The sequence below is a fragment of the Anoxybacillus dikiliensis genome (assembly GCF_050613275.1).
In the GTDB taxonomy this organism is placed as follows: Bacteria; Bacillota; Bacilli; order Bacillales; family Anoxybacillaceae; genus Anoxybacillus.
The window spans coordinates 995,753-1,017,648 of record NZ_CP187112.1 but is presented as its reverse complement, the minus strand read 5'-3'; the positions used below and the strand labels follow the sequence as shown (position 1 = coordinate 1,017,648).

Annotated in this window: 23 protein-coding genes; 1 reads left to right on the top strand and 22 read right to left on the bottom strand. The window is 44.8% G+C overall.

From position 1 onward, the window contains the following. Positions 1–12: 12 nt before the first annotated feature. From ACPF7I_RS05415 to ACPF7I_RS05335, 17 genes are all read right to left on the bottom strand, one after another. On the bottom strand, positions 13–240 hold the full coding sequence (locus ACPF7I_RS05415; RefSeq protein ID WP_003394952.1) for a KH domain-containing protein: 228 nt from the start codon (positions 238–240) through the stop codon (positions 13–15). Positions 241–243: 3 nt separating this feature from the next. Continuing rightward, positions 244–516, bottom strand: coding sequence for a 30S ribosomal protein S16 (gene rpsP, locus ACPF7I_RS05410; RefSeq protein WP_004891099.1), 273 nt, complete (start codon positions 514–516; stop codon positions 244–246). Positions 517–611: 95 nt separating this feature from the next. Beyond that, positions 612–1,952, bottom strand: a complete 1,341-nt coding sequence (gene ffh / locus ACPF7I_RS05405) for a signal recognition particle protein (protein ID WP_430744353.1) — start codon at positions 1,950–1,952, stop codon at positions 612–614. A gap of 12 nt (positions 1,953–1,964) precedes the next feature. Next, a complete protein-coding gene (locus ACPF7I_RS05400; protein ID WP_430744354.1) occupies positions 1,965–2,297 on the bottom strand; it encodes a putative DNA-binding protein in 333 nt (110 codons plus the stop codon). A gap of 71 nt (positions 2,298–2,368) precedes the next feature. Continuing rightward, a complete protein-coding gene (gene ftsY, locus ACPF7I_RS05395) occupies positions 2,369–3,367 on the bottom strand; it encodes a signal recognition particle-docking protein FtsY (protein ID WP_430744355.1) in 999 nt (332 codons plus the stop codon). Positions 3,368–3,373: 6 nt separating this feature from the next. Next, a complete protein-coding gene (smc, locus tag ACPF7I_RS05390) occupies positions 3,374–6,934 on the bottom strand; it encodes a chromosome segregation protein SMC (protein ID WP_430744356.1) in 3,561 nt (1,186 codons plus the stop codon). A gap of 59 nt (positions 6,935–6,993) precedes the next feature. Continuing rightward, positions 6,994–7,710, bottom strand: coding sequence for a ribonuclease III (rnc, locus tag ACPF7I_RS05385; protein WP_430744357.1), 717 nt, complete (start codon positions 7,708–7,710; stop codon positions 6,994–6,996). A 69-nt stretch (positions 7,711–7,779) separates the two neighbouring features. Beyond that, entirely contained in the window at positions 7,780–8,016 is a 237-nt protein-coding gene (gene acpP / locus ACPF7I_RS05380) for an acyl carrier protein (protein WP_003394967.1), read from the bottom strand. A 58-nt stretch (positions 8,017–8,074) separates the two neighbouring features. Continuing rightward, on the bottom strand, positions 8,075–8,812 hold the full coding sequence (gene fabG / locus ACPF7I_RS05375) for a 3-oxoacyl-[acyl-carrier-protein] reductase (RefSeq protein WP_430744358.1): 738 nt from the start codon (positions 8,810–8,812) through the stop codon (positions 8,075–8,077). Between the two features lie 3 nt (positions 8,813–8,815). Further along, entirely contained in the window at positions 8,816–9,757 is a 942-nt protein-coding gene (fabD, locus tag ACPF7I_RS05370; protein ID WP_430744359.1) for an ACP S-malonyltransferase, read from the bottom strand. A gap of 11 nt (positions 9,758–9,768) precedes the next feature. Next, a complete protein-coding gene (gene plsX / locus ACPF7I_RS05365; RefSeq protein WP_430744360.1) occupies positions 9,769–10,758 on the bottom strand; it encodes a phosphate acyltransferase PlsX in 990 nt (329 codons plus the stop codon). Further along, the gene (gene fapR / locus ACPF7I_RS05360; protein ID WP_042533842.1) at positions 10,755–11,339 is read right to left on the bottom strand and encodes a transcription factor FapR; all 585 of its coding nucleotides are present in this window, start codon (positions 11,337–11,339) and stop codon (positions 10,755–10,757) included. The genes plsX and fapR overlap by 4 nt, the downstream gene beginning before the upstream one ends. Before the next feature lie 75 nt (positions 11,340–11,414). After that, the gene (gene recG / locus ACPF7I_RS05355) at positions 11,415–13,472 is read right to left on the bottom strand and encodes an ATP-dependent DNA helicase RecG (RefSeq protein ID WP_430744361.1); all 2,058 of its coding nucleotides are present in this window, start codon (positions 13,470–13,472) and stop codon (positions 11,415–11,417) included. Then, on the bottom strand, positions 13,456–14,343 hold the full coding sequence (sdaAA, locus tag ACPF7I_RS05350; RefSeq protein ID WP_430744362.1) for an L-serine ammonia-lyase, iron-sulfur-dependent, subunit alpha: 888 nt from the start codon (positions 14,341–14,343) through the stop codon (positions 13,456–13,458). Before sdaAA ends, recG begins: the two co-directional genes overlap by 17 nt. A 23-nt stretch (positions 14,344–14,366) precedes the next feature. Then, on the bottom strand, positions 14,367–15,029 hold the full coding sequence (gene sdaAB, locus ACPF7I_RS05345) for an L-serine ammonia-lyase, iron-sulfur-dependent subunit beta (RefSeq protein WP_430744363.1): 663 nt from the start codon (positions 15,027–15,029) through the stop codon (positions 14,367–14,369). An 84-nt stretch (positions 15,030–15,113) separates the two neighbouring features. Further along, positions 15,114–16,772: a DAK2 domain-containing protein gene (locus ACPF7I_RS05340; RefSeq protein ID WP_430744364.1), complete on the bottom strand. Its 1,659-nt coding sequence runs from the start codon at positions 16,770–16,772 to the stop codon at positions 15,114–15,116. 17 nt (positions 16,773–16,789) lie between these two features. Next, a complete protein-coding gene (locus ACPF7I_RS05335) occupies positions 16,790–17,152 on the bottom strand; it encodes an Asp23/Gls24 family envelope stress response protein (RefSeq protein ID WP_430744365.1) in 363 nt (120 codons plus the stop codon). Positions 17,153–17,372: 220 nt separating this feature from the next. On the opposite strand from ACPF7I_RS05335, the gene rpmB reads away from it, so the two are divergent. After that, positions 17,373–17,558 carry a 50S ribosomal protein L28 gene (rpmB, locus tag ACPF7I_RS05330; protein ID WP_003394988.1) on the top strand — a complete coding sequence of 62 codons (186 nt, stop codon included), beginning with the start codon at positions 17,373–17,375 and terminating at the stop codon, positions 17,556–17,558. A gap of 30 nt (positions 17,559–17,588) precedes the next feature. Here rpmB and spoVM read toward each other — a convergent pair whose 3' ends face one another. From spoVM to pknB, 5 genes are all read right to left on the bottom strand, one after another. Next, entirely contained in the window at positions 17,589–17,669 is an 81-nt protein-coding gene (gene spoVM / locus ACPF7I_RS05325; protein WP_003394991.1) for a stage V sporulation protein SpoVM, read from the bottom strand. A gap of 73 nt (positions 17,670–17,742) precedes the next feature. Next, positions 17,743–18,381 carry a thiamine diphosphokinase gene (locus ACPF7I_RS05320; RefSeq protein WP_430744366.1) on the bottom strand — a complete coding sequence of 213 codons (639 nt, stop codon included), beginning with the start codon at positions 18,379–18,381 and terminating at the stop codon, positions 17,743–17,745. 32 nt (positions 18,382–18,413) lie between these two features. Further along, entirely contained in the window at positions 18,414–19,070 is a 657-nt protein-coding gene (rpe, locus tag ACPF7I_RS05315) for a ribulose-phosphate 3-epimerase (RefSeq protein ID WP_430744367.1), read from the bottom strand. Between the two features lie 2 nt (positions 19,071–19,072). After that, entirely contained in the window at positions 19,073–19,954 is an 882-nt protein-coding gene (gene rsgA / locus ACPF7I_RS05310) for a ribosome small subunit-dependent GTPase A (protein ID WP_430744368.1), read from the bottom strand. Positions 19,955–19,966: 12 nt separating this feature from the next. Then, positions 19,967–21,895 (bottom strand): Stk1 family PASTA domain-containing Ser/Thr kinase, encoded by a 1,929-nt coding sequence (gene pknB, locus ACPF7I_RS05305; protein WP_430744369.1) that lies wholly within the window; start codon positions 21,893–21,895, stop codon positions 19,967–19,969. Between the last annotated feature and the right edge of the window lies 1 nt (position 21,896).

The following is a 21,896-nucleotide window of genomic DNA, read 5'->3' as shown; positions in this document are numbered from 1 at the left end:
TGTCCCTCTCCCTTACTCTTCGATGCGTACGTCTATTCGCTTTTTCGACTCGTTTGCTGCTTGAACTACGGTGCGAATCGCTTGAATGATTCGCCCGTTCTTCCCGATCACTTTCCCTACATCTTCTTGATGAAGGGCAATCGAATACGTGATCGATTGTTGTTGTTCCGTTTCGCGAACGACGACGCATTCCGGATGATCGACAAGTGACCGAACAATCGTCTCAAGCAACGTTTTCATACATTACTTTCCGTACTTTAAGTTGTGGAATTTTTCTAAAATTCCTTGTTTTGAAAGCAAATTGCGCACAGTGTCAGATGGTTTCGCACCGTTTTGCAACCATTTTAATGCAAGTTCTTCGTTGATTTTAATTTCTGCAGGCTCTGTTAACGGGTTGTATGTGCCAATTGTTTCGATGAAACGACCGTCACGTGGAGAACGAGAGTCTGCAACAACGATACGATAAAATGGTGATTTTTTTGCACCCATACGTTTTAAACGAATTTTTACTGCCATAATTGTAGCACCTCCGAAAATATTTCACACAAGATAGTATATTAGCAATAAACGTTTTGTTTGTAAAGTGTTTTTTCTTAACACTGTTATTTTGCTTACATAAACGGGAACCGGAACCCTTTCTTTTTCCCTTTTGGCATCGTCGTCATCATTTTCATCATTTTTTTCATTTCGTCAAACTGTTTCAACAAGCGGTTGACATCTTGAACCGTCGTTCCGCTTCCTTTGGCGATTCGCTTTTTGCGGCTTGCGTTAATGATGTCTGGGTTCATTTTTTCTTCTTTTGTCATTGAGCGAATAATCGCTTCTACGCGGCTAATTTGTTTTTCGTCAATTTGTAAGTTGTTGAGCCCTTTCACTTTGTTAGCGCCCGGCAACATTTTTAAAATTTCATCAAGCGGGCCAAGTTTGCGCACTTGTCCAAGCTGTTCTAAAAAGTCGTCAAGGGTAAATGAGGCCGTGCGCATTTTTTGTTCGAGCTCTTTTGCTTTTTCCTCATCGACGGCGGCTTGCGCTTTTTCGATTAGCGTCAGTACATCGCCCATGCCTAAAATGCGCGAAGCCATTCGCTCTGGATGAAACGGTTCAAGCGCATCGAGCTTTTCGCCCATCCCGACGAACTTAATTGGCGTATTTGTGACCGCTTTAATGGACAACGCTGCTCCACCGCGCGTATCGCCATCGAGCTTCGTCAAAATGACGCCTGTTAAGCCAAGCTGTTCGTTAAAGCTTTGCGCGACGTTTACCGCATCTTGTCCTGTCATCGCATCGACGACGAGGAAAATTTCATCCGGTTTCGTCACTTCTTTGATTTGTTTTAATTCATCCATGAGCGCTTCGTCGATGTGGAGTCGCCCTGCGGTATCGATTAACACATAATCATGATGTTCTTCTTTCGCTTTTGCGATCGCTTGTTTGGCGATTTCAACTGGGCTTACTTGATCACCGAGCGAAAATACAGGGATGTTTAATTGTTTACCTAGCGTTTCAAGCTGTTTGATCGCTGCAGGACGGTAAATGTCAGCAGCGACGAGCAACGGCTTGCGATTATGTTTTTTGCGCAGCAAGTTCGCTAATTTCCCCGTCGTCGTCGTTTTTCCTGCCCCTTGCAAACCGACCATCATGACGACGGTTGGCGGACGGCTTGCGACAGCAATTTTGCTATTTTCCCCTCCCATTAATTCCGTCAATTCTTCTTTGACGACTTTAATGACTTGCTGTCCCGGGGTCAAACTTTTCAACACTTCTTGTCCGACAGCTCGCTCGCTTACTTTTTTCACAAAGTCTTTGACGACTTTAAAATTGACATCAGCTTCTAATAGCGCTAGCCGCACTTCGCGCATCATTTCTTTTACATCGGCTTCCGTGACTTTGCCTTTGCCACGAATTTTATTCATGACATGTTGCAGACGGTCGGCCAATCCTTCAAATGCCATCGTTACCGCCCCCTACTCTAATTTCTCCAACTCCGCAACGAGCTTCGTCAGCTCTTCATCGTTCGGATAGCGTTCGGCAATATGCGTTTTTAACGAATGCAATAGTTTTTGCCGCTGTTGAAACTTTTGAAAGAGCAATAACTTTTGCTCGTAATCTTCTAGCATCGCTTCCGTCCGTTTAATGTTATCGTATACAGCTTGACGACTCACTTCGTACTCTTCGGCAATTTCACCGAGGGAGTAATCGTCTAAGTAATAAAGGGACATATAGTTCCGCTGCTTCGGTGTCAACAACGATTGGTAAAAGTCATATAAGTAATTCATTCTCGTTGTTTTTTCTAGCATGAAACTCCCCCCTGTTAAGTGAAACGCCTTTACATGACTTTAGTGTATATGTTTTGACCGATGCTGTCAAGTTATTCTCCTTGCACTTCTTCACGTTCCATAAATGATGAAAATAGTCCGTAAACGAATTGTTCTGCGTTAAACGGCTCTAAATCGTCCATTTTTTCTCCCAAACCGACGAACTTCACCGGGATGTTTAACTCGTGGCGAATCGCCAACACGATGCCGCCTTTGGCCGTGCCGTCTAGTTTCGTCAGTACAATGCCCGTCACGTTTGTCACTTCTTTAAACGTTTTCGCTTGGCTCATCGCATTTTGTCCTGTCGTTGCATCTAACACGAGCAATACTTCATGCGGTGCGCCCGGCACTTCACGTTCAATGACGCGCTTCACTTTTTCAAGCTCTTTCATTAAGTTCACTTTATTTTGTAAACGGCCGGCTGTGTCACATAATAAAACGTCGACGTTGCGCGATTTCGCCGCTTGAATCGCATCGTACATGACCGCAGCCGGATCGGAGCCTGCTGACTGTTTAATTACTTCGACGCCTACTCGCTCTCCCCATACTTCAAGCTGTTCAATCGCACCAGCTCGGAACGTATCACCTGCCGCAAGCATCACTTTTTTTCCTTCATTTTTTAATTTATACGCAAGCTTTCCGATTGTCGTCGTTTTTCCGACGCCGTTTACACCGACAAATAAAATGACCGTTAAGCCGTTTGGCTGGATATTTAGTTCTGTTTTTTCATCGCCGCTCGCTTGATATATATCAATGAGTTTTTCGGAAATGACGCTATACATGTCTTTCGGGTCTTGAATGTTGCGGCGCTTTACTTCCATTTTCAACTCATCAATAAAATCCATGACCGTTGCCACACCGACGTCTGACGCAATTAAAATTTCTTCTAGTTCTTCAAAAAACTGTTCGTCCACTTTGCGATAGCGGGCGATTAAATCGTTCACTTTTCCCGCGAACGAATCGCGCGTTTTTTCTAAACCTCGCTTAAACTTTTCCGTTACTGTATCTGCTTGTTTTGCGATTTTTTCTTTTAACTTTTTAAAAAAGCTCACCGTTTCTCATCCTTTCTTTCCAGCTGCTTCTTCCAATCGAACAGAAACAAGTTTCGATACGCCTGATTGTTGCATCGTTACCCCGTACAATACATCGGCTTCTTCCATCGTTCCTTTTCGATGAGTAATGACGATAAATTGTGTTTCGTTGCTAAATTTCTTTAAATATTTCGCATATCGTTGCACGTTTGCTTCATCTAGTGCAGCTTCCACTTCATCGAGCACGCAAAACGGAACAGGACGAACGTTTAAAATCGCAAATAAAAGCGCGATAGCTGTCAATGCCCGTTCTCCGCCTGATAATAAACTTAAATGTTGCAGTTTTTTTCCCGGCGGTTGCGCAACAATATCGACACCTGTATGAAGTAAGTCGTTCGGATCCGTAAGCTGTAAATCTGCCTTACCTCCTCCAAACAGTTCGACAAACACGCGCGCAAATTGTGTGCGAATGTGTTCAAACGTCGTTGCAAATCGTTGCTTCATTTCATCGTCCATTTCATCAATCACTTGATAAAGCGTATCTTTTGCCCGCTGTAAATCTTCTTTTTGTTCCGTTAAAAAGCGATGGCGTTCTGATACACGTTCATATTCCTCAATGGCACCGAGGTTCACCGTTCCAAGCTCATCAATTGCCAGTTGAATGAGCTTTACTTTTTTCCGCGCTTCTTGCGCTGGAATGTGGAGCGGGAACGCTTCTTTTGCCGCTTCAAACGATAGTTTATATTCTTCACGAAGTCGATTTAATAAGTGATCTAACTCCATATCAAAACGTGCAAGTTTCACTTCTTCGTCTTTTAACGTGTCGGTCAGCTGTTTATGTTGACGTTTCAGCTCTTTTATTTCTTTTTCGAGCTGCTCGAGTTTCGTTTGGTATTGTAGCCGCTGTTCACGCCGACTTGCGATAAGTTGAATCGTTTCTTCTTTTTGCTTCGTTTTTTCTTTGCATATTCGTTCGAGCTGTTGTTCATCTTCTGTCTGCTCGTGCATATGATGAATGAGTTGATGCCGTTCTTCTTCCATTTTTGCGCGCGTTCGCTTCGTTTCTTCCCATTCTTCTACAAGTCGGCGCACATGTTGTTCTTCATTTCTTACGTGTTCTTGCTTTTCTGCGAGCGCGACTTTTAACGTGGTCAGCTGTTCTTGCATTTGTTCTTTTGATTGTTGTTCGAGCTGTTTTTTTTCTGTCCATTGCTGTACTTGTTCGTCAATATGAGCGATTTTTTTCTCTAACTCATCAAGCTGTTGCATGACATCGTGAAGTCGAGCGGTCAACTGTTGTTTTTCTTCTTCAAGCGTTTGTCGCTCATAGCGATATACAGCTAGTCGCTCATCCATATGTTTTTTTCGGAGATGTAGTTCCGTCCATGTACTTTTTTCTTCTTGCAGCGCCATACGGTTTGCTTCTAGTTCCGCATAAAGATGTTCCCGTTGCTGTTCTGCTTGGGCGATCGCTTCTTTTTCACGCTGGATGCGCTGTTCAAGTTCAATCGTTTTTCGTTCGATTTCGCGAAAACTTGCTGTCACTTCTTCAAGTTCACGCGTACGACTTAATAATGAACTCGTCTGTTTGTTTACCGTCCCTCCCGTCATCGCTCCACCCGGATTGACGACATCTCCGTCAAGCGTGACGAAACGATAGCGGTATTGCAGTTGGCGGGCGAGCTCATTCGCTCCTTTTAAGTCGCGCGTAATAATGACTGTGCCGAGCAAATTTGTCATCACTTGTGCGTACGTTGCTTCATACGAAATTAATTCGGAAGCGACGCCAACATACGCTGGATGTTTCGCCATATCCGCTCGCACAGATGGAGGAAGCGATTTCCCCTGAATGACGTTAAGCGGTAAAAAAGTAGCTCGTCCGTACGCATGTCGCTTTAAAAACTGAATCGCTTCGCGTGCGCTTTGTTCGCTTTCTACGACGATATGTTGCGCTGCTCCTCCGAGCGCCACTTCGATCGCCGTTTCTAGCTCAGACGGCACCGCCATCAGTTCAACGACAGCCCCATGAATGCCTTGAAGGCGATCTTTTGCCTTTAATATTTCTTTTACACCTTGGAAAAATCCAGCATATTCTTGCTGCATCGTTTCAAGCATTTCTTTTTTTGATTTCATCTTTTGGACGTATTGATACGCTTCATATAACGTCGCTTCTTTTTTGCGGTATTGTTCTTTTTGTGCCGTTAATTGTTGTTCTTTTGCTTTCATTGCTTCTTCTTGCTCGGCGATGCGCTGTTGTAGTTTTTGAACAAGCTGTTGCTTTTGTTCCCATTGTTGAGCGATTTGTTCGTATGCCCGAATATGCTCGTCGTTTGCAGCGATCAGTTGTCGTTGTTTCTCTTCATTTTTTTGCAACTGTGCTTCCATGTGCGTCCGTTCGTTTTTTAACGTCGCTTGTTCATGGACAAGATCGATATATTCACTTTTGAGCCGTTCAATTTCTGCCTCCGCTTTCGGACCGTAAGAAGAAAGCACGTTGTTTTTTTCTTTTAATTCCGCTTGAAGCGCTTGCACATTTGTTTGAAGCTGTTGAAGCAACTTCTTTTTTTCTGCAATGGTCGCTTCCAGTACACGTTCGCGCTCAGCCAATTGGGCCATCGTTTGTTCCAATTGGTTTTGTTGCTTATGAGCGTTGTTTTTTCGCTCTTTTAATACTTGTTTTTTTCCTTCCATTTTTTCTAGCTCTTCGCTCACAAGCAATAACACTTGTTGTAAGCCGTCAATCGACTCATCAAGCGCCGTCAGTTCATGACGTAATTCAGCGATGTGCGCTTCTTCTTTTTGTAACATCGTTGCTAATTCGATCTCGTTTTGTTCATGTAAAGCGAGCTGTTCTTTTAATGCTTCCCATTTTTTATGTAGCTGTTCAATTTCATAGACAATTAGGCCGACTTCGTACGTCTGTAATTGTTCTTTTTTCTCGATATATTCTTTCGCAATGGACGCTTGTTGTTTCAACGGTTCTAGTTGTTGGTTTAATTCATGTAAAATATCTTGCACGCGTTGCAAGTGATCTTCTGTTTCGCTCAACTTATGCTCAGCCTTTTTTTTTCTCATTTTATATTTTAACACACCGGCTGCATCTTCAAAAATGATGCGACGGTCTTCCGGTTTACTGCTTAAAATTTCTTCGACTTTTCCTTGGCTAATGATCGAAAACGCTTCACGACCAACGCCTGAATCCATAAATAAATCGACGATATCTTTTAAGCGACATGGCTGTTTATTAATAAAAAATTCGCTATCTCCAGAGCGATACACACGTCTTGTTACACTGACTTCTTCGTATTCAAGCGGCAAAAATTGATCGCTATTATCAAGCGTTAATGTCACTTCCGCAACGTTTAACGGCTTGCGCGATTCACTCCCTGAAAAAATAACGTCTTCCATTTTTGCTCCGCGAAGAGACTTCGCTGATTGCTCCCCGAGCACCCAACGAATCGCATCTGTAATGTTGCTTTTCCCGCTCCCGTTCGGACCGACGATTGCCGTCATCCCCGGAACAAAATCGATTGAAATGCGATCTGCAAAAGATTTAAACCCGATAGCTTCTAATCGTTTGAGGAACACTTGTATCCCCCTTTATCTCAAAGATGTAGCAACAAGCAAGGCTGTCCTTTCGCACCGGATCAGCCTTGTTGTGATTGTTTTAGCTTAGCTAATGCCATTTGTGCGGCGCGTTGTTCTGCCTCTTTTTTCGAGCGGCCAATGCCAACGCCAAGCTCTTCCCCGTTTAACGATACGCGCGATACGAACTCTTTATTATGTGCAGGACCTCGTTCTTGTAAAATTTTATATTCTAAAACGCCGCTGCCATCACGTTGTACGAGCTCTTGTAGTTGACTTTTGTAATCCATCACATGAGAAAAAGCACCTTCGCGAATTTTCGGGAACATCGTTTTCCCTAAAAATTGTACGACTGCCTCGATCCCTTGATCTAAATAAAGCGCTCCAATAAAAGCTTCAAACACGTCCGCTAACAACGATGGACGCATTCGTCCCCCCGTTAGCTCTTCTCCTTTGCCAAGCAAAACGAGATCGCCAAACGATAGCGCATGAGCGAACGTAACAAGCGACGGTTCGCAAACGATCGCCGCCCGCAGTTTTGTTAATTCCCCTTCGCTCATTTGCGGAAACTGTTCAAATAAATATTGCGAAACGGTCAATTCAAGGACGGCATCCCCTAAAAATTCAAGACGCTCATTATCTTCGTGTAGCCGCTTTCGATGCTCATTCACATATGATGAATGGGTAAATGCTTGGATGAGCAATTTTTCATTGCGAAAAAAAATGCCAATTTGCTCTTGAAACTGTTTAAACTTCATGTACGGTCGTTGCTTCGACATGCATATAAACCCCCAACTATAAACGTAAAAAGCATAGAAAGCCCCGCTTACAAAACGGGACTTTGCCTATTATGATAGACGGCTTTTTATGTAGTTTACTGCGTCACCGACAGTAACGATTTTCTCCGCCTCTTCATCTGAAATTTCCATATCAAATTCATCTTCTAACTCCATAACAAGCTCAACGACATCAAGCGAATCCGCTCCTAAATCTTCTTTAAATGAAGATTCAAGCGTCACTTGTGACTCCTCGACACCAAGGCGATCTACGATAATTTTCGTTACACGCTCTAATACGTCTGCCATCTTATTCACCTCCCCTCAAGCCATTATACTGAATTATATCAGAAAATAAAACGAATTTTTACATGACCATGCCGCCATCGACGTGAATCGTTTGCCCTGTCATATAGCTTGCCCCATCTGAAACGAGAAACGCGACGACATGGGCAATATCTTCTGGATTCCCGAAGCGCGCGAGCGGGATTTGTTGCAACATCGCTTGGCGCACCTCTTCGCTTAATTGATCCGTCATATCGGTCGTAATAAATCCAGGCGCAACAGCGTTCACCGTAATGTTTCGGCTCGCTAGTTCTTTAGCCGCCGTTTTCGTCAATCCAATGACGCCTGCTTTCGCTGCAACGTAGTTTGCTTGACCAGGGTTGCCGCTCACGCCAACGATCGATGCGACGTTGACAATGCGACCGTACCGTTGCTTCATCATCGGACGGGTGACGGCTTTCGTACATAAAAAGACGCCTTTTAAGTTTGTGTTAATGACGGCATCCCATTCTTCTTCTTTCATGCGCATAAGCAAATTGTCGCGCGTAATCCCTGCGTTGTTTACTAAAATGTCAACGCGCCCCCAACGCTCGAGCACTTCTTTCACCATGCGCTCGACCGCTTCGGCATTTGCCACATCGGCTTGCACAGCGAACGCTTCGCCACCATGTTCAACAATTTGCGCAACAACTTCATTCGCTTTCGCTTCGCTCCCTGCATAATTGATCGCTACTTTTGCACCGAGGCGAGCGAGATGTAAAGCAATTTCACGTCCGATTCCACGTGATGCCCCTGTCACAATCGCTACTTTTCCTTCCATACTTCATTCCCCTTTCAACGCAGTCACCGTCGCTGCAAACGAAGCTTCATCAAAAATCGAATAGACGTTGACATGACGGTTTATTTTTTTCACTAGACCGCTTAATACTTTTCCAGGACCGATTTCGATGAACGTATGTACACCAAGATCGATCATCGTTTGAATCGATTGCTCCCAACGAACGGGTGAATACAATTGTTCAACAAGACGTTGTTTTATTTCCGTTGGATTTGTCATCGGCTCAGCTGTCACGTTTGAAATGACTGGCACAGCACTTTCTTGAAACGACAGCGCATCAAGCACGGATGAAAACTGCTCTGCCGCTGGCTTCATTAAAATGGAGTGAAACGGTCCGCTTACTTCAAGTGGAATGACCCGTTTTGCCCCTTTCTCTTTGGCAAGTTGTGACGCTCGCTCAACCGCTTCTTTTGCTCCGGAAATGACAATTTGTCCCGGGCAGTTTAAGTTGGCTAATTGAACAGGCGATGATTGTGTCGTTACTTCATCAACGACTTGTTGTAGCGTCGCCTCATCCATGCCGAGCACCGCTGCCATTGTCCCTTGTCCTGACGGTACTGCTTGTTCCATCAATTCTCCGCGCTTGCGCACTGCATATACCGCATCAGAAAACGACAGCACAGACGCTGCAACAAGCGCGCTATATTCTCCGAGGCTATGTCCTGCTACATAATGCGGATGAATGCCTGCTTCTTTTACTTTTTGTAAAAATGCGATGCTTGTCGTGAGCAATGCCGGTTGAGCATTTTCTGTTTTTGTTAACACGTCTTGTGGTCCTTCAAAAATAAGTTGTGACAAAGACATTTGCAATCGTTCATCTGCTTGGCGAAAAATCGATGCTACCTTCTCATCTTTTTCCGCCCATTCTTTCCCCATCCCGACTGTTTGCGAACCTTGCCCTGGAAAAATAAATGCGATTTTCCCCATCACAGCACCCCTTATTTTGTAATTTCCGTGATCGATTGTTTCACCGTTTGTACGACTTCGTTCGCGACCATATCATGCGCTTGGCGTACGGCATGAAAAATAGCGTGGGCATCCGATGAACCGTGCGCTTTAATGACAGGTGCACGTAAACCGAACAACGCTGCCCCACCGTATTCGGCATAATCCATCTTTTTCTTCAATTGCATAAGCTGTGGCTTTAAAGCAAGCGCCGCTATTTTGCTTACTACTCCGCTTGTCAACGCCGATTTTAACATTGAAAAAACAGCGATCGCCGTTCCTTCGATTGTTTTTAACGCCACGTTGCCGGTAAATCCGTCCGTGACGATGACATCAGCTACTCCTTCTAATAAATCGCGCGCTTCCACGTTGCCGATAAAGTTTAGCGGCGTCTCTTGTATCAGTTGAAACGCTTTTTTTGATAATTCATTTCCTTTTTGATCTTCTGTTCCTACGTTTAATAAACCGACGCGTGGGCGAGCAACACCGCGCACTTTTTCGGCATATGCTGCGCCCATCAACGCATATTGCAATATATGCTCTGGGCGGGCATCAACGTTTGCACCAACGTCTAACAATACAAATCCTTTTCCATCAATCGTTGGCAACGTCGGGGCTAAGGCAGGACGGTCAATGCCGTCTATGCGACCGACGATAAACAACCCGGCTGCCATTAAAGCGCCTGTATTCCCGGCTGAAATGCACGCATCGGCGCGCCCTTCACTTACTTCCTTTGCCATTAATACCATGGACGCCTCTTTTTTACGGCGAACGGCACGAACGGGTTCATCTGTTGCTTCAATGACTTGTTCCGTATGAATGATCGATAGTCGTTCATCGTTTGTGATGTATGGGCGAATGAGCTTCTCATTCCCAACAAGCGTAATTTCAATATCTCGAAAATGCTCAATCGCCTTTTGTGCACCGATCACGACTTCTTTCGGAGCGTGATCGCCTCCCATGGCATCGATTGCGATTTTCATTTTTCTTCTCCATCCTTTTTGACAACATTTGAACGATACATATGAAATTCTCCTTGAAAAACAAGCTCTTGACCGACGTAGCTATTCACTTCAACGACTGTGCGCCCATTTTCATTTAAGTTGGTGACTTTCGCTTTCGCGACGACGCGCTCCCCTTCTTTGACGGGACGCATAAAACGAATGTGTGCTTTTGCCGTTAAAGCTAATTCATCGTTAATGACCGCGACTGCAAGCGAATTCGCTTGTGCGAATAAATGATGTCCTCGCGCAATTTGATTTCGTTGAAATACATGTTCTTTTTTTACATCAAAAATGGAAATGGCACTTTCGTCTAACTGTATATCAATGATTTCTCCGATCACTTCTTCAATAGGCAACGACTTCACTTCGTCAGCAAATGTACGCTCAGCGACATGTTTAATGCGCTCGCGCAACTCCGGAATCGACAGTTCCAGGCGATCGAGGCGGATCGTTTGAATGCTGACTGAAAATTTTTCGGCAAGCTGTTCGTCTGTAATAAATGGATTTTCTTCGATCGTTGCTTGCAGTAATCGCTGCCGTTCTCGTTTGTTTCTTCTCATCGTCGATCCACCATCCGAATTATTACTAGGTACTAATAGTAGTATATAACACCCAAGATGACATTTCAACCACTTTTAATCTAATTTTTCACCGCTTAAAATGCCTGATTGCTGTAAATGTTCACGAAGAAGGGCATATTTTTCGTCCCGCCAAAAGGCAGGGGAATCGATGAGGCGGGCTGCATCTTGTCGCGCCACTTCTAAGATGCGATAGTCGTGGACGAGATCCCCAAGACGAAATTCAGGCATGCCGCTTTGTTTCGTGCCAAAAAAGTCGCCCGGCCCGCGCAGTTCTAAATCTTTTTCAGACAGCACAAATCCGTCGTTCGTTTCCGTCATAATGCGCATGCGCTCTTTTCCCGTTTCCGACTTTGGATCGGCAACTAAAATACAATACGATTGGGCTTGTCCGCGCCCGACTCGCCCGCGCAACTGATGGAGCTGGGCAAGGCCGAATCGATCGGCATCGTAAATGACCATGACCGTCGCGTTCGGGACGTTTACCCCAACTTCCACAACAGTTGTAGATACTAAAATATGAATATCATTTACACTAAACGCACGCATCACTTCTTCTTTTTCCTCTGAAGATAAACGGCCGTGCATTAATCCGATGCGATATCGTCCGTTATAGTAATGAGTAAGCATCGCATGGACGTCGATTGCATTTTGAACATCGAGCTTTTCTGATTCTTCAATAAGCGGACAAATCACGTACGCTTGATGTCCTGCCTCAACTTGTTTGGCGATAAACTGAAAGACGCGCTCAAGCATGTCGTGCTTGACCCAATACGTTTCGATTTTTTTTCTTCCTTTCGGCATCTCGTCAATGACGGAAACGTCCATTTCTCCAAACGCAGTAATCGCAAGAGTGCGGGGAATCGGTGTTGCCGTCATAAACAACACATCGGGCGATTGTCCTTTTTCACGTAAAATGCGCCGTTGTTCGACACCGAAACGATGTTGCTCGTCTGTAATGACTACTCCAAGCTGAGCAAAATTCACGTCATCTTGAATGAGCGCATGTGTGCCAACAACAACATGAACGTCTCCCGCTGCTAATTGTTCAAGTAGCTGTTTCCGCCTTTTTCCTTTCACAGAACTCGTCAATAGTTCGACACGAATGCCCATCGGTTCAAGGAGCGTGCGAAGCGATTCGGCATGCTGTTCGGCTAAAATTTCGGTCGGCACCATTAATGCCCCTTGATATCCTGAAATATATACCGCATACAATACAATGGCCGCAACAACCGTTTTCCCTGACCCGACATCACCTTGTAATAGTCGGTTCATTCGATATGGCGACTTCAAATCTTGAACAATTTCACGGACAACCCGCTGTTGCGCATTCGTGAGCGGAAATGGAAGCGACTGAATAAACGTTTGAAGCTGTTCATCTGAAAAACGATGCGCGATGCCCGGTGACTGTTCACGGCGATATTTTTTTAACGCTTGCATTTTTAATTGAAAAAATAAAAATTCTTCATAAACGAGCCGCCGCCGCGCTTGTTTCAGCTGCTCGTGCGAAAGCGGCATATGAATCGCTCGTATCGCATCACGTTTAGATACGAGCCGATATGTTTGCAACAATTCGCAAGGCAACGGGTCGACAATCGCATCGCCGTATTGTTGTAAAGCGAGCGCTATAAAACGGCGCATCCCTTTCACCGTTAAGTCGCCACGCGTCGAATAGACCGGTTCAATTTCCTTTTGTTGTTTTATTTCACCGATATGAAGCTGCTGCACCGTAATTGTTTGGCGATGTTTATCCCACTTTCCTGTCAACGTCACCGTCTCGTGCAAAGCTAGTTTCTTTTTTAAATAAGGTTGGTTAAAGCAAACAGCCGTCACTAAAAAACGGTCCACAAGCACACGAAACGTTAGTCGCGACTTTTTGCGTTGATAATACGTAAGGGTAGGCTCGCTGTACACTTTGCCAACAATCGTTATTTTTTCATCATGCTTTGCTTCTTCTAATGCACATATGCGATAATCTTCATAACGAAAAGGGAAATGATACAACAGTTGTTCAATTGTATCAATTCCCATGTCATGAAGCGCCATCGCTGTTTCTTCTCCAATTCCTTTAATCGCTGTGACTGGTTGTTGTAATACGTCACTCACGTTTCTCATTCGGCTTGCCGAAAATGCTCGCTTCGAATTGACGAGCGGTCGGCGTCGCCGCTAACCCTCCTTGTGCTGTTTCTTTTAAGGCAACCGGCATTGTTTGACCGATGCGAAACATCGCTTCAATGACCTCATCGCACGGAATGCGGCTTTGTATGCCAGCAAGCGCCATATCGGCAGCAATCATCGCATTTGCCGCTCCGATCGCGTTTCGTTTTACGCACGGTACTTCAACCAAACCTGCGACCGGATCACAGACGAGCCCAAGCATATTTTTTAAAGCGATCGCCATCGCCTCTGCTGCTTGTCTCGGCGTGCCACCAGCCATTTCGACGAGCGCCGCTGCTGCCATGCCTGCTGCTGATCCAACTTCTGCCTGGCATCCTCCTGCCGCACCGGAAATGGATGCATTGTTTGCGACAACAAACCCGAATGCGCCAGCTGTAAATAAAAATTCAACCATTTGTTCGCGTGTCGGTTGCAGTTTTTCTTTCACCGCAAATAATGTTCCTGGAACGACACCAGCGGAACCTGCTGTCGGTGTCGCGCAAATCATCCCCATCGCCGCGTTCACTTCGTTCGTTGCCATCGCCTTGCTGACGGCATCTAAAACCGTCTCTCCTGATAAAAATTGACCGCGGGCAATGTATTGTTGCAGGCGTGTCGCATCGCCACCTGTTAACCCAGAATGAGAGCGAACGCCCGCTAATCCGCGCATAACGGCTTGTTCCATCACCTGTAAGTTTTTCTCCATTTGTGCGACAATATCCTCTCGGCTTCGCTCGGTCACTTCCATCTCTTGTCGAATCATCACTTCTGCAATTTTGATTTGTTCGCGTTCTGCCCGTTCCACAAGTTCTGCTACATTTCGAAACATCGTTGTCTCCCCTTTGCGCCGCTTTACTCCACAATTTTTGTTACATCAATAATATGTGGCAACGTTTTTAATTGCTCCACAATCGCATCGTCAATGTTTTGGTCCACTTCAATCGTCATAAGCGCTTGTTTCCCTTTTTCTTTGCGCGACACTTCCATATGGCCGATATTGATCGCATATTTCGCCAGCACGTTGGCCACGCCTGCAATCGCCCCGTAACGATCGTTATGCATAATCAAAAGTGCAGGATGGTGGCCAGAAAGCTTCAGCTCAAAGCCGTTCAGCTCGATGATTTCAATTTTTCCACCACCAATAGAAATGCCAACAAGCTCGAGCTCCCCTTTTTCATCGCCGAGGCGAATTTTTGCCGTATTTGGATGAGGCGGAATCGCTTCTTCTTCATGAAACGTAATGCGAATGCCCTCTTGTTTGGCGATGTGTAACGATGTTTTCATCCGTTCATCAAACGTATCAAAGTTTAACAAGCCCCCAACGATCGCCACATCTGTTCCGTGTCCTTTGTACGTCTCAGCGAATGAACCGTAAAAGAAAATATCCGCCCACGCTGGTTTTCTCCCAAATAAACTGCGCGCCACTTTGCCAATGCGAACTGCTCCTGCCGTATGAGAGCTCGACGGACCAATCATAATAGGACCTATAATATCAAATACGCTCCGATATTTCATTCCCCATTCTCCCCTTTGTCATCTTCATGAAAAAGAAGGGGAACGTTCCCCTTCTTTATCGTATGTGAATTACAACAACACGTTTTATTCAATCGCAAAAATAAATGGGTATAACGGTTGTCCACCGCGGTGCGTTTCTACTTCAACGTGTGGGAATTGTTTTTCAATCCATTGAACGACGTGTGCAATTTGTTCATCGGTCGCATCTTCACCGGAAAGAACCGTTACAATTTCATCTTCCTCGCCAATCATATTGATAAGCAACATCTCGACAACGTAAGCAAGCTCTTTATGAGATACGACAATTTTCCCATCGGCAATTCCCATATAATCATCTTTATTGATTTCGACTCCATCAATATTTGTATCGCGCACAGCGAACGTCACTTGTCCCGTTTTGACGCGAGCAAGCGCCTCCGTCATCGCTTTTTCATTTTCCTCTTTCGGTGCGGAAGGGTTAAACGAGAGCAAGGCTGTCATCCCTTGTGGAACAGTTTTCGATGGAATGACGACAACTTGACATGAAGCGACAGAAGCGGCTTGTTGAGCTGCTAAAATAATATTTTTATTGTTCGGCAGCACAAATACCGTTTCCGCATTTACTTCTTCAATTGCTTTCACAATGTCTTCTGTGCTCGGGTTCATCGTTTGGCCGCCTTCGATCACAGCATGGGCACCGATGCTTTGAAATAGTTCAGCGATGCCATCCCCCATCGCTACCGCAACGATGCCGTATGGGATGCGCTCTTGTTTTTTCGGCGGCTGCACTTCTTGATGAACAATATTCGCATGCTGTTCGCGCATGTTTTCAATTTTTATGTTAATTAAACTTCCGTAACGTTGCGCATAAGTGAGCACTTCACCTGGTTGTTCAGCGTGAATGTGTACTTTGACAAGCTCATCGTCCGCAATGACAAGAAGCGAATCACCGAAGCGGCTTAAATCTTGACGAAACGCTTCCTCGCTAAACGGATGTTTCGCTACTTTGTCTTGTTCGAATTTCACCATAAATTCCGTACAATAGCCAAATTCAATGTCCTCGGCGCTTATATGGCTCTGAACGCTACGATGATGTTCGGTACGAACGAGTTGCTCCATCGATACCGTTTCCGCTTGAGCGATCGTCTCGCCTTTTAATGCGGCCAAAAACCCTTCGTACACAAAGACGAGCCCTTGCCCACCGCTATCAACGACGCCTACTTCTTTTAGCACAGGAAGCAAATCTGGCGTGCGTTTGAGCGATGCTTTCGCTTCTTTTAACGTTTCCTCCATCACAGCAACGATGTTTGTTTCTTTTTTGGCAACAGCAACAGCCCGTTTCGCAGCGTCTTTCGCAACCGTTAAAATCGTTCCTTCGACCGGCTTCATGACAGCTTTATACGCCGTCTGTACCCCCGCTTCTAGCGCAGCTGCAAACTCTTTGCTGTTGACTTCACTTTTTTGCTCAATTGCTTTCGCAAACCCGCGAAACAGTTGGGATAAAATGACGCCTGAATTTCCGCGCGCGCCCATTAACAGCCCTTTCGCCAAGGCACTCGCGACTTTGCCGATATGGTCAGATACTTGATTTTTTACTTCTTTTGCACCAGACGTCATCGACAAGTTCATATTCGTCCCTGTATCTCCGTCTGGAACAGGGAAGACGTTTAATGCGTCAACTGTTTTTGCATTGTTTGCTAAATGTGCCGCGCCTTGCAACACCATTTGCGCAAAGCGTTTTCCATCTAATGTTGTCACTCCCACAGACTTGTTCCTCCTCACTACGGATTCGTCACACGAACCCCTTGAACATAGATGTTAATTGACTGAACAGATAAACCTAACGTTTGATCCAGCGTATACTTTACTTTCGTCTGTACGTTGTGCGCGACTTCGGAAATTTTCGTGCCGTAGCTAACGATGACGTATAAGTCAATATGCACTTCATCGTTTTCTTGCCGTACAACAATTCCTTTCGCGAAGTTTTCGCGACGTAACATTTCAGCAATTCCGTCTTTCAGTTGGTTTTTTGATGCCATACCAACAATACCGTAACAATCCACTGCCGCTCCCCCGGCAATCGCTGCAATGACATCGTTGCTAATTTCAACACGACCATATTTCGTTTGTAATTCAATGGACATCGCTCAAGTCCCCTTTCTTGTTAGGTAGCTAACGCCATTGTACTATACTCGGCTTATTTTTAAAAGCTTCTACCCATAGTATATTTACCTGAAATAGAAAACAGATGTCAAGGTTATTTTCTTGAAACAGTTGATCGGAAGTATTGCAATCCGTTTTTATGTATGATAAATTATAGTAGTGTTTTGAGCACGTAGTTTGGCAAGTGAGGAGGGAAACAAAATGGCAAAATGCTTTGTGACTGGTAAGAAAAAATCATTCGGAAACGCTCGTTCTCACGCAATGAATGCGAGCCGCCGCACATGGAAAGCAAACCTTCAAAAAGTTCGCATTTTAGTTGACGGAAAGCCAAAGCGCGTTTGGGTTTCTGCTCGCGCATTAAAATCCGGAAAAGTAGAACGTGTGTAATAGAAAAAAGCACCAATCATTTGGTGCTTTTTATCCTTTTTTGAACGAGTTTAACATCGCCCGTACAATCCCACCTAAAAACTTCGGCAACTTAATCGTATAAAATTTCATCATCGTTCCCTCCCCTACTGTGCACACTCTTCCATCATTATATTCATCTCCGCACAAATCGTACCTCGAAGCGTTATTTTTCATCCTTGCTTCTTATCATCATTAATATGCCTTCAGTAAATGAAAAAGTACCAAAATAATGGATAAGTTCGTTACTGACGCATAATGTCGATCCGAGCGGCACATCGTACGCATCGAGAGGGTATTTAAACCCTCGAAGCGTTAAGGCTCGAATCGGAGTCAAAGGAATAAATGAAATATACGTATATTCGTCCCTTTTTTCAACGATATGCTCCCCGCTGCGATGAAGCGTCACGACATTTTGGCGATCAATTAACTCAATTTGCCCATCTTTTCCTTTAAACAAAAGCTGAACGTTTCCGAATAAATGATCAAGCCGGCCGCCTGTCGCTCCAAACAAACGAATTTTTGCTGCTTGTTGTTCAAGCGCCCACTCAAGTGCAATGTCTGTATCCGTTTGATCTTTTTCAGCCGGCCATATATCGATGTGCGGTAATTGCGTTTGTAATTGTTGCAACTCTTGTTCGTCGATGGAATCGAAATCTCCGAACGCTCGTTTTGGCATAATGCCAGCATGGAGCAACGTAAGAACCCCCCGATCTACCCCTACCCAATATACGTCCTCTCTATCATACGCCTGTAAATGAGGCAAAAAGCTTGTCGGGCCACCTGCAACAATATGAATAATCAATGAATGTCCCCCCTTTATAAAAGAAGGATGTGTCAAGATGACACACCCTCACGAATCGTACGAATCGCCTGTGCGCGATCGGCTTGGTTATAAATAGCTGATCCCGCAACGAGAACGTTGGCGCCTGCTTCCACGCAAAGCTTAGCCGTTTCGGCATGAATGCCACCGTCTACTTCAATTTCAACAGAAAGCCCTCGTTCGCGGACGAGCGTGGCGCATGAACGAATTTTTGGCAACACGGCCGGAATAAACGATTGTCCGCCAAATCCTGGATTGACCGTCATAAATAAAACTAAATCTACATCTTCAATAATATGTTCAATCATTGTCAACGGCGTATGTGGGTTTAATGCGACACCTGCTTTCACGCCGTGCTCTTTTATAAGATGAATCGTACGATGTAAATGTGGACAAGCTTCAACGTGCACAGTTAAATAGTCAGCCCCTGCTTTCGCGAACGTCGGAATATAGCGATCTGGCTGCTCAATCATTAAATGAACGTCAAGCGGCAGCTTCGTCACAGGGCGGATTGCTTCAACGATGAGCGGTCCAATGGTCATGTTCGGGACGAAGTGACCGTCCATCACATCGACATGAATATAATCGGCTCCTCCGCGCTCGACGTCTACAATTTCTTCGCCAAGCTTAGCAAAGTCGGCAGATAAAATAGATGGTGCAATTTTAATCATATTTAATACCTCGGCTTTCGTTCCTTAATTTCTTCAATAAAACTAACATAATGTTCGTAGCGGTAAGAAGGAATGTCTCCCGATGCGAGCGCTTCTTTTACCGCACATTTCGGCTCAGCTGTATGCGTGCAACCACGAAACTTGCAATCGCCGCTTCTCGCAACAAACTCTGGAAAGCAAAGCGGCAATTGTTCGAGTTCTATCTCATCAAATTCTAGCGCGCTAAACCCCGGTGTATCCGCAACGAAACCGCCACCGATTTCGATTAACTCGACATGCCTTGTCGTATGTTTTCCGCGTCCGAGGTGATGGGAAATGTCGCCCGTTTTTAATTGTAATTCCGGGCGCAATGCATTTAATAAAGACGACTTTCCGACACCTGACTGCCCCGCAAACACAGATACTTTCCCTTCAAAATATGGCAACAACGCTTCAACAGTTTCGCGCGTTTGAACAGACACTTGTAATACATCGTATCCAATTTGGCGATAGTCACGAATATACTGTTCGAGACGCGGCTTTGTTTCATCGTCTACTAAATCCATTTTACTTACAACTATAATTGGACGAATACCTTTAGATTCAATTAATACGAGAAAGCGGTCTAACAACCCTGGGCTAAAATCTGGCTCAACAGCCGAAAACACTAAAATGGCTTGGTCGATATTTGCAATCGGCGGACGGACGAGCTCATTTTTCCGCTCAAACACATCTAATATGTAGCCCTCCCGTTCATTTTCTGCCTGAAAAGCAACATAATCGCCGACAAGCGGCGTCACTTTCCGCTTGCGAAACACCCCGCGCCCTCGGCATTGATACACTCGACCGTCGGTTAACACGTAATAAAAACCGCTTAACGCTTTAATAATTTTTCCTTCCGCCATGCCTTCCCTCCTTTAAGGTGTTGTTGGATATGGCACGATCCCTTCACGCACCGTCGTGCCGTTGACGACCACACGATAACGCCCTTGTTTTCCTTGTTGAATAACAAATTCTACACGCTCTTTCACATCACTTGTTAAACGATAACGTTTGTACGGTTGGGCAAATGAATAGTTTTCGTCTTCTATATATAACTCTGCCATAACTGGTTCGTTTACATCAACAGGCGGCTCATACGGAATGTTAATTTCTTGGATGACCTTCTTTGTTAATACCGGTTCTTTTCCGAGAGAAATGACAACGGTCACGGTTGCTCCTTTTTCTAGTTTTGCGTTCGCTTGTGGCGTTTGAGAAATGACGAGCCCTTTTTCGACCGTATCTGAATATTGCTGTTTGACGATGACGTACAGCTGTTGGTCTGCAGCATAATCGCGCACACTTTTTTCCGTGTATCCTGTTAAATCTTTTAAAACAATTTTTTCTGGTCCAAGACTGACGGTAAAACGCACTTCTGTTTCTTCCGGCACAACTTTTTCGCCTGGAAGCGGGAATTGTTCGATAATCGTACCTGCTGGTTCTTCGCTATACACTTGTTTTTTATCGATGAGTAAATAGTTTGCCGACCGTAATTGCCGCTCGACGTCATCGATTGGCTCCCCAACATAATTTTGAAACTCCACTTTTTTCTTCCCTATACTTTTATAAATCGTTACCGCTGTACCTGCTTTCACGACTTTTCCGGCTTGCGGATTCGTACGAATGACAAATCCTTCTGCGATGTCATCATGTTCTTCTTCGACCGTCTTTTCGATTTTTAGTCCTAGCGACGTTAATTCCGTCACCGCATCTGTATAATTTTCGTTTGTCACGTCAGGCACTGTCACATCTTTTGGGAAAAATAAATCAGGAATCCATGTGACGGCGCTCACCCCAGCGCCGACGAGCAAGAAAAGAAATGCCGCCCATAAAATAAGCCATTTTTTTGAACGCTTTTCCTTCGGAGAAGACACGTCCTCCTTCTTTTCTGATGGTGCAGAAGCGGTCGGCTTCACAATTGGGATGATTTTCGTTTCTTCGTCGTCATCTTCGGTTGGCAACGTAAATTTTTGTTCGTTTATGCGCTCAGGAAAAAGAGCGGTGCGAATATGTTTTTGCATATCTAATGCGCTATTGTAACGATGCAACGGATTTTTTGCTGTCGCTTTTAACACAATATTTTCTACGCTTTGTGGAATGTTCGGGTTCCATCGTCGCACAGACGGCGTCTCCGTTTGCAAATGTTTTAACACAATCGCTACGGCCGATTCACCGGAAAACGGCAATTGTCCCGTTAACAACTCAAACATGACGATGCCGAGCGAATAAATATCCGATTTTTCTGTCGCCATTCCGCCTTTTGCTTGTTCAGGCGATAAATAATGAACAGATCCTAAAACAGAATTCGTTTGCGTAATCGTTGTCGAGCTTAACGCGACAGCTATACCAAAATCTGTAATTTTAATCGTTCCGTCTTCTGCGACTAAAATGTTTTGTGGCTTAATATCGCGATGAATGACACCGTTTTGATGAGCGTGAGCAATCGCTCCTGTTAATTCATCCATCATGCGCAACGCTTCTTGAACAGGAAGCGGGGCACGTTGTTGAATGTATTGTTTTAACGTGCAGCCACGCACATATTCCATGACCATGTAGTAAATGCCGTCGTCCTCCCCGACATCGTAAATCATGACAATATTTTCATGGTTTAAACTTGTCGCGGCTTGTGCTTCACGTCGAAACCGTTTAATAAATAATTCATCGTTTACAAAATCTAAACGCAACACTTTTACGGCAACGTCGCGGTCTAAAATCATGTCCCTCGCTAAGTAGACGTTCGCCATTCCGCCGCCGCCAATGAGTTGTAATATTTTATAGCGACCGTTTAATCGTTTACCGATGAGCACG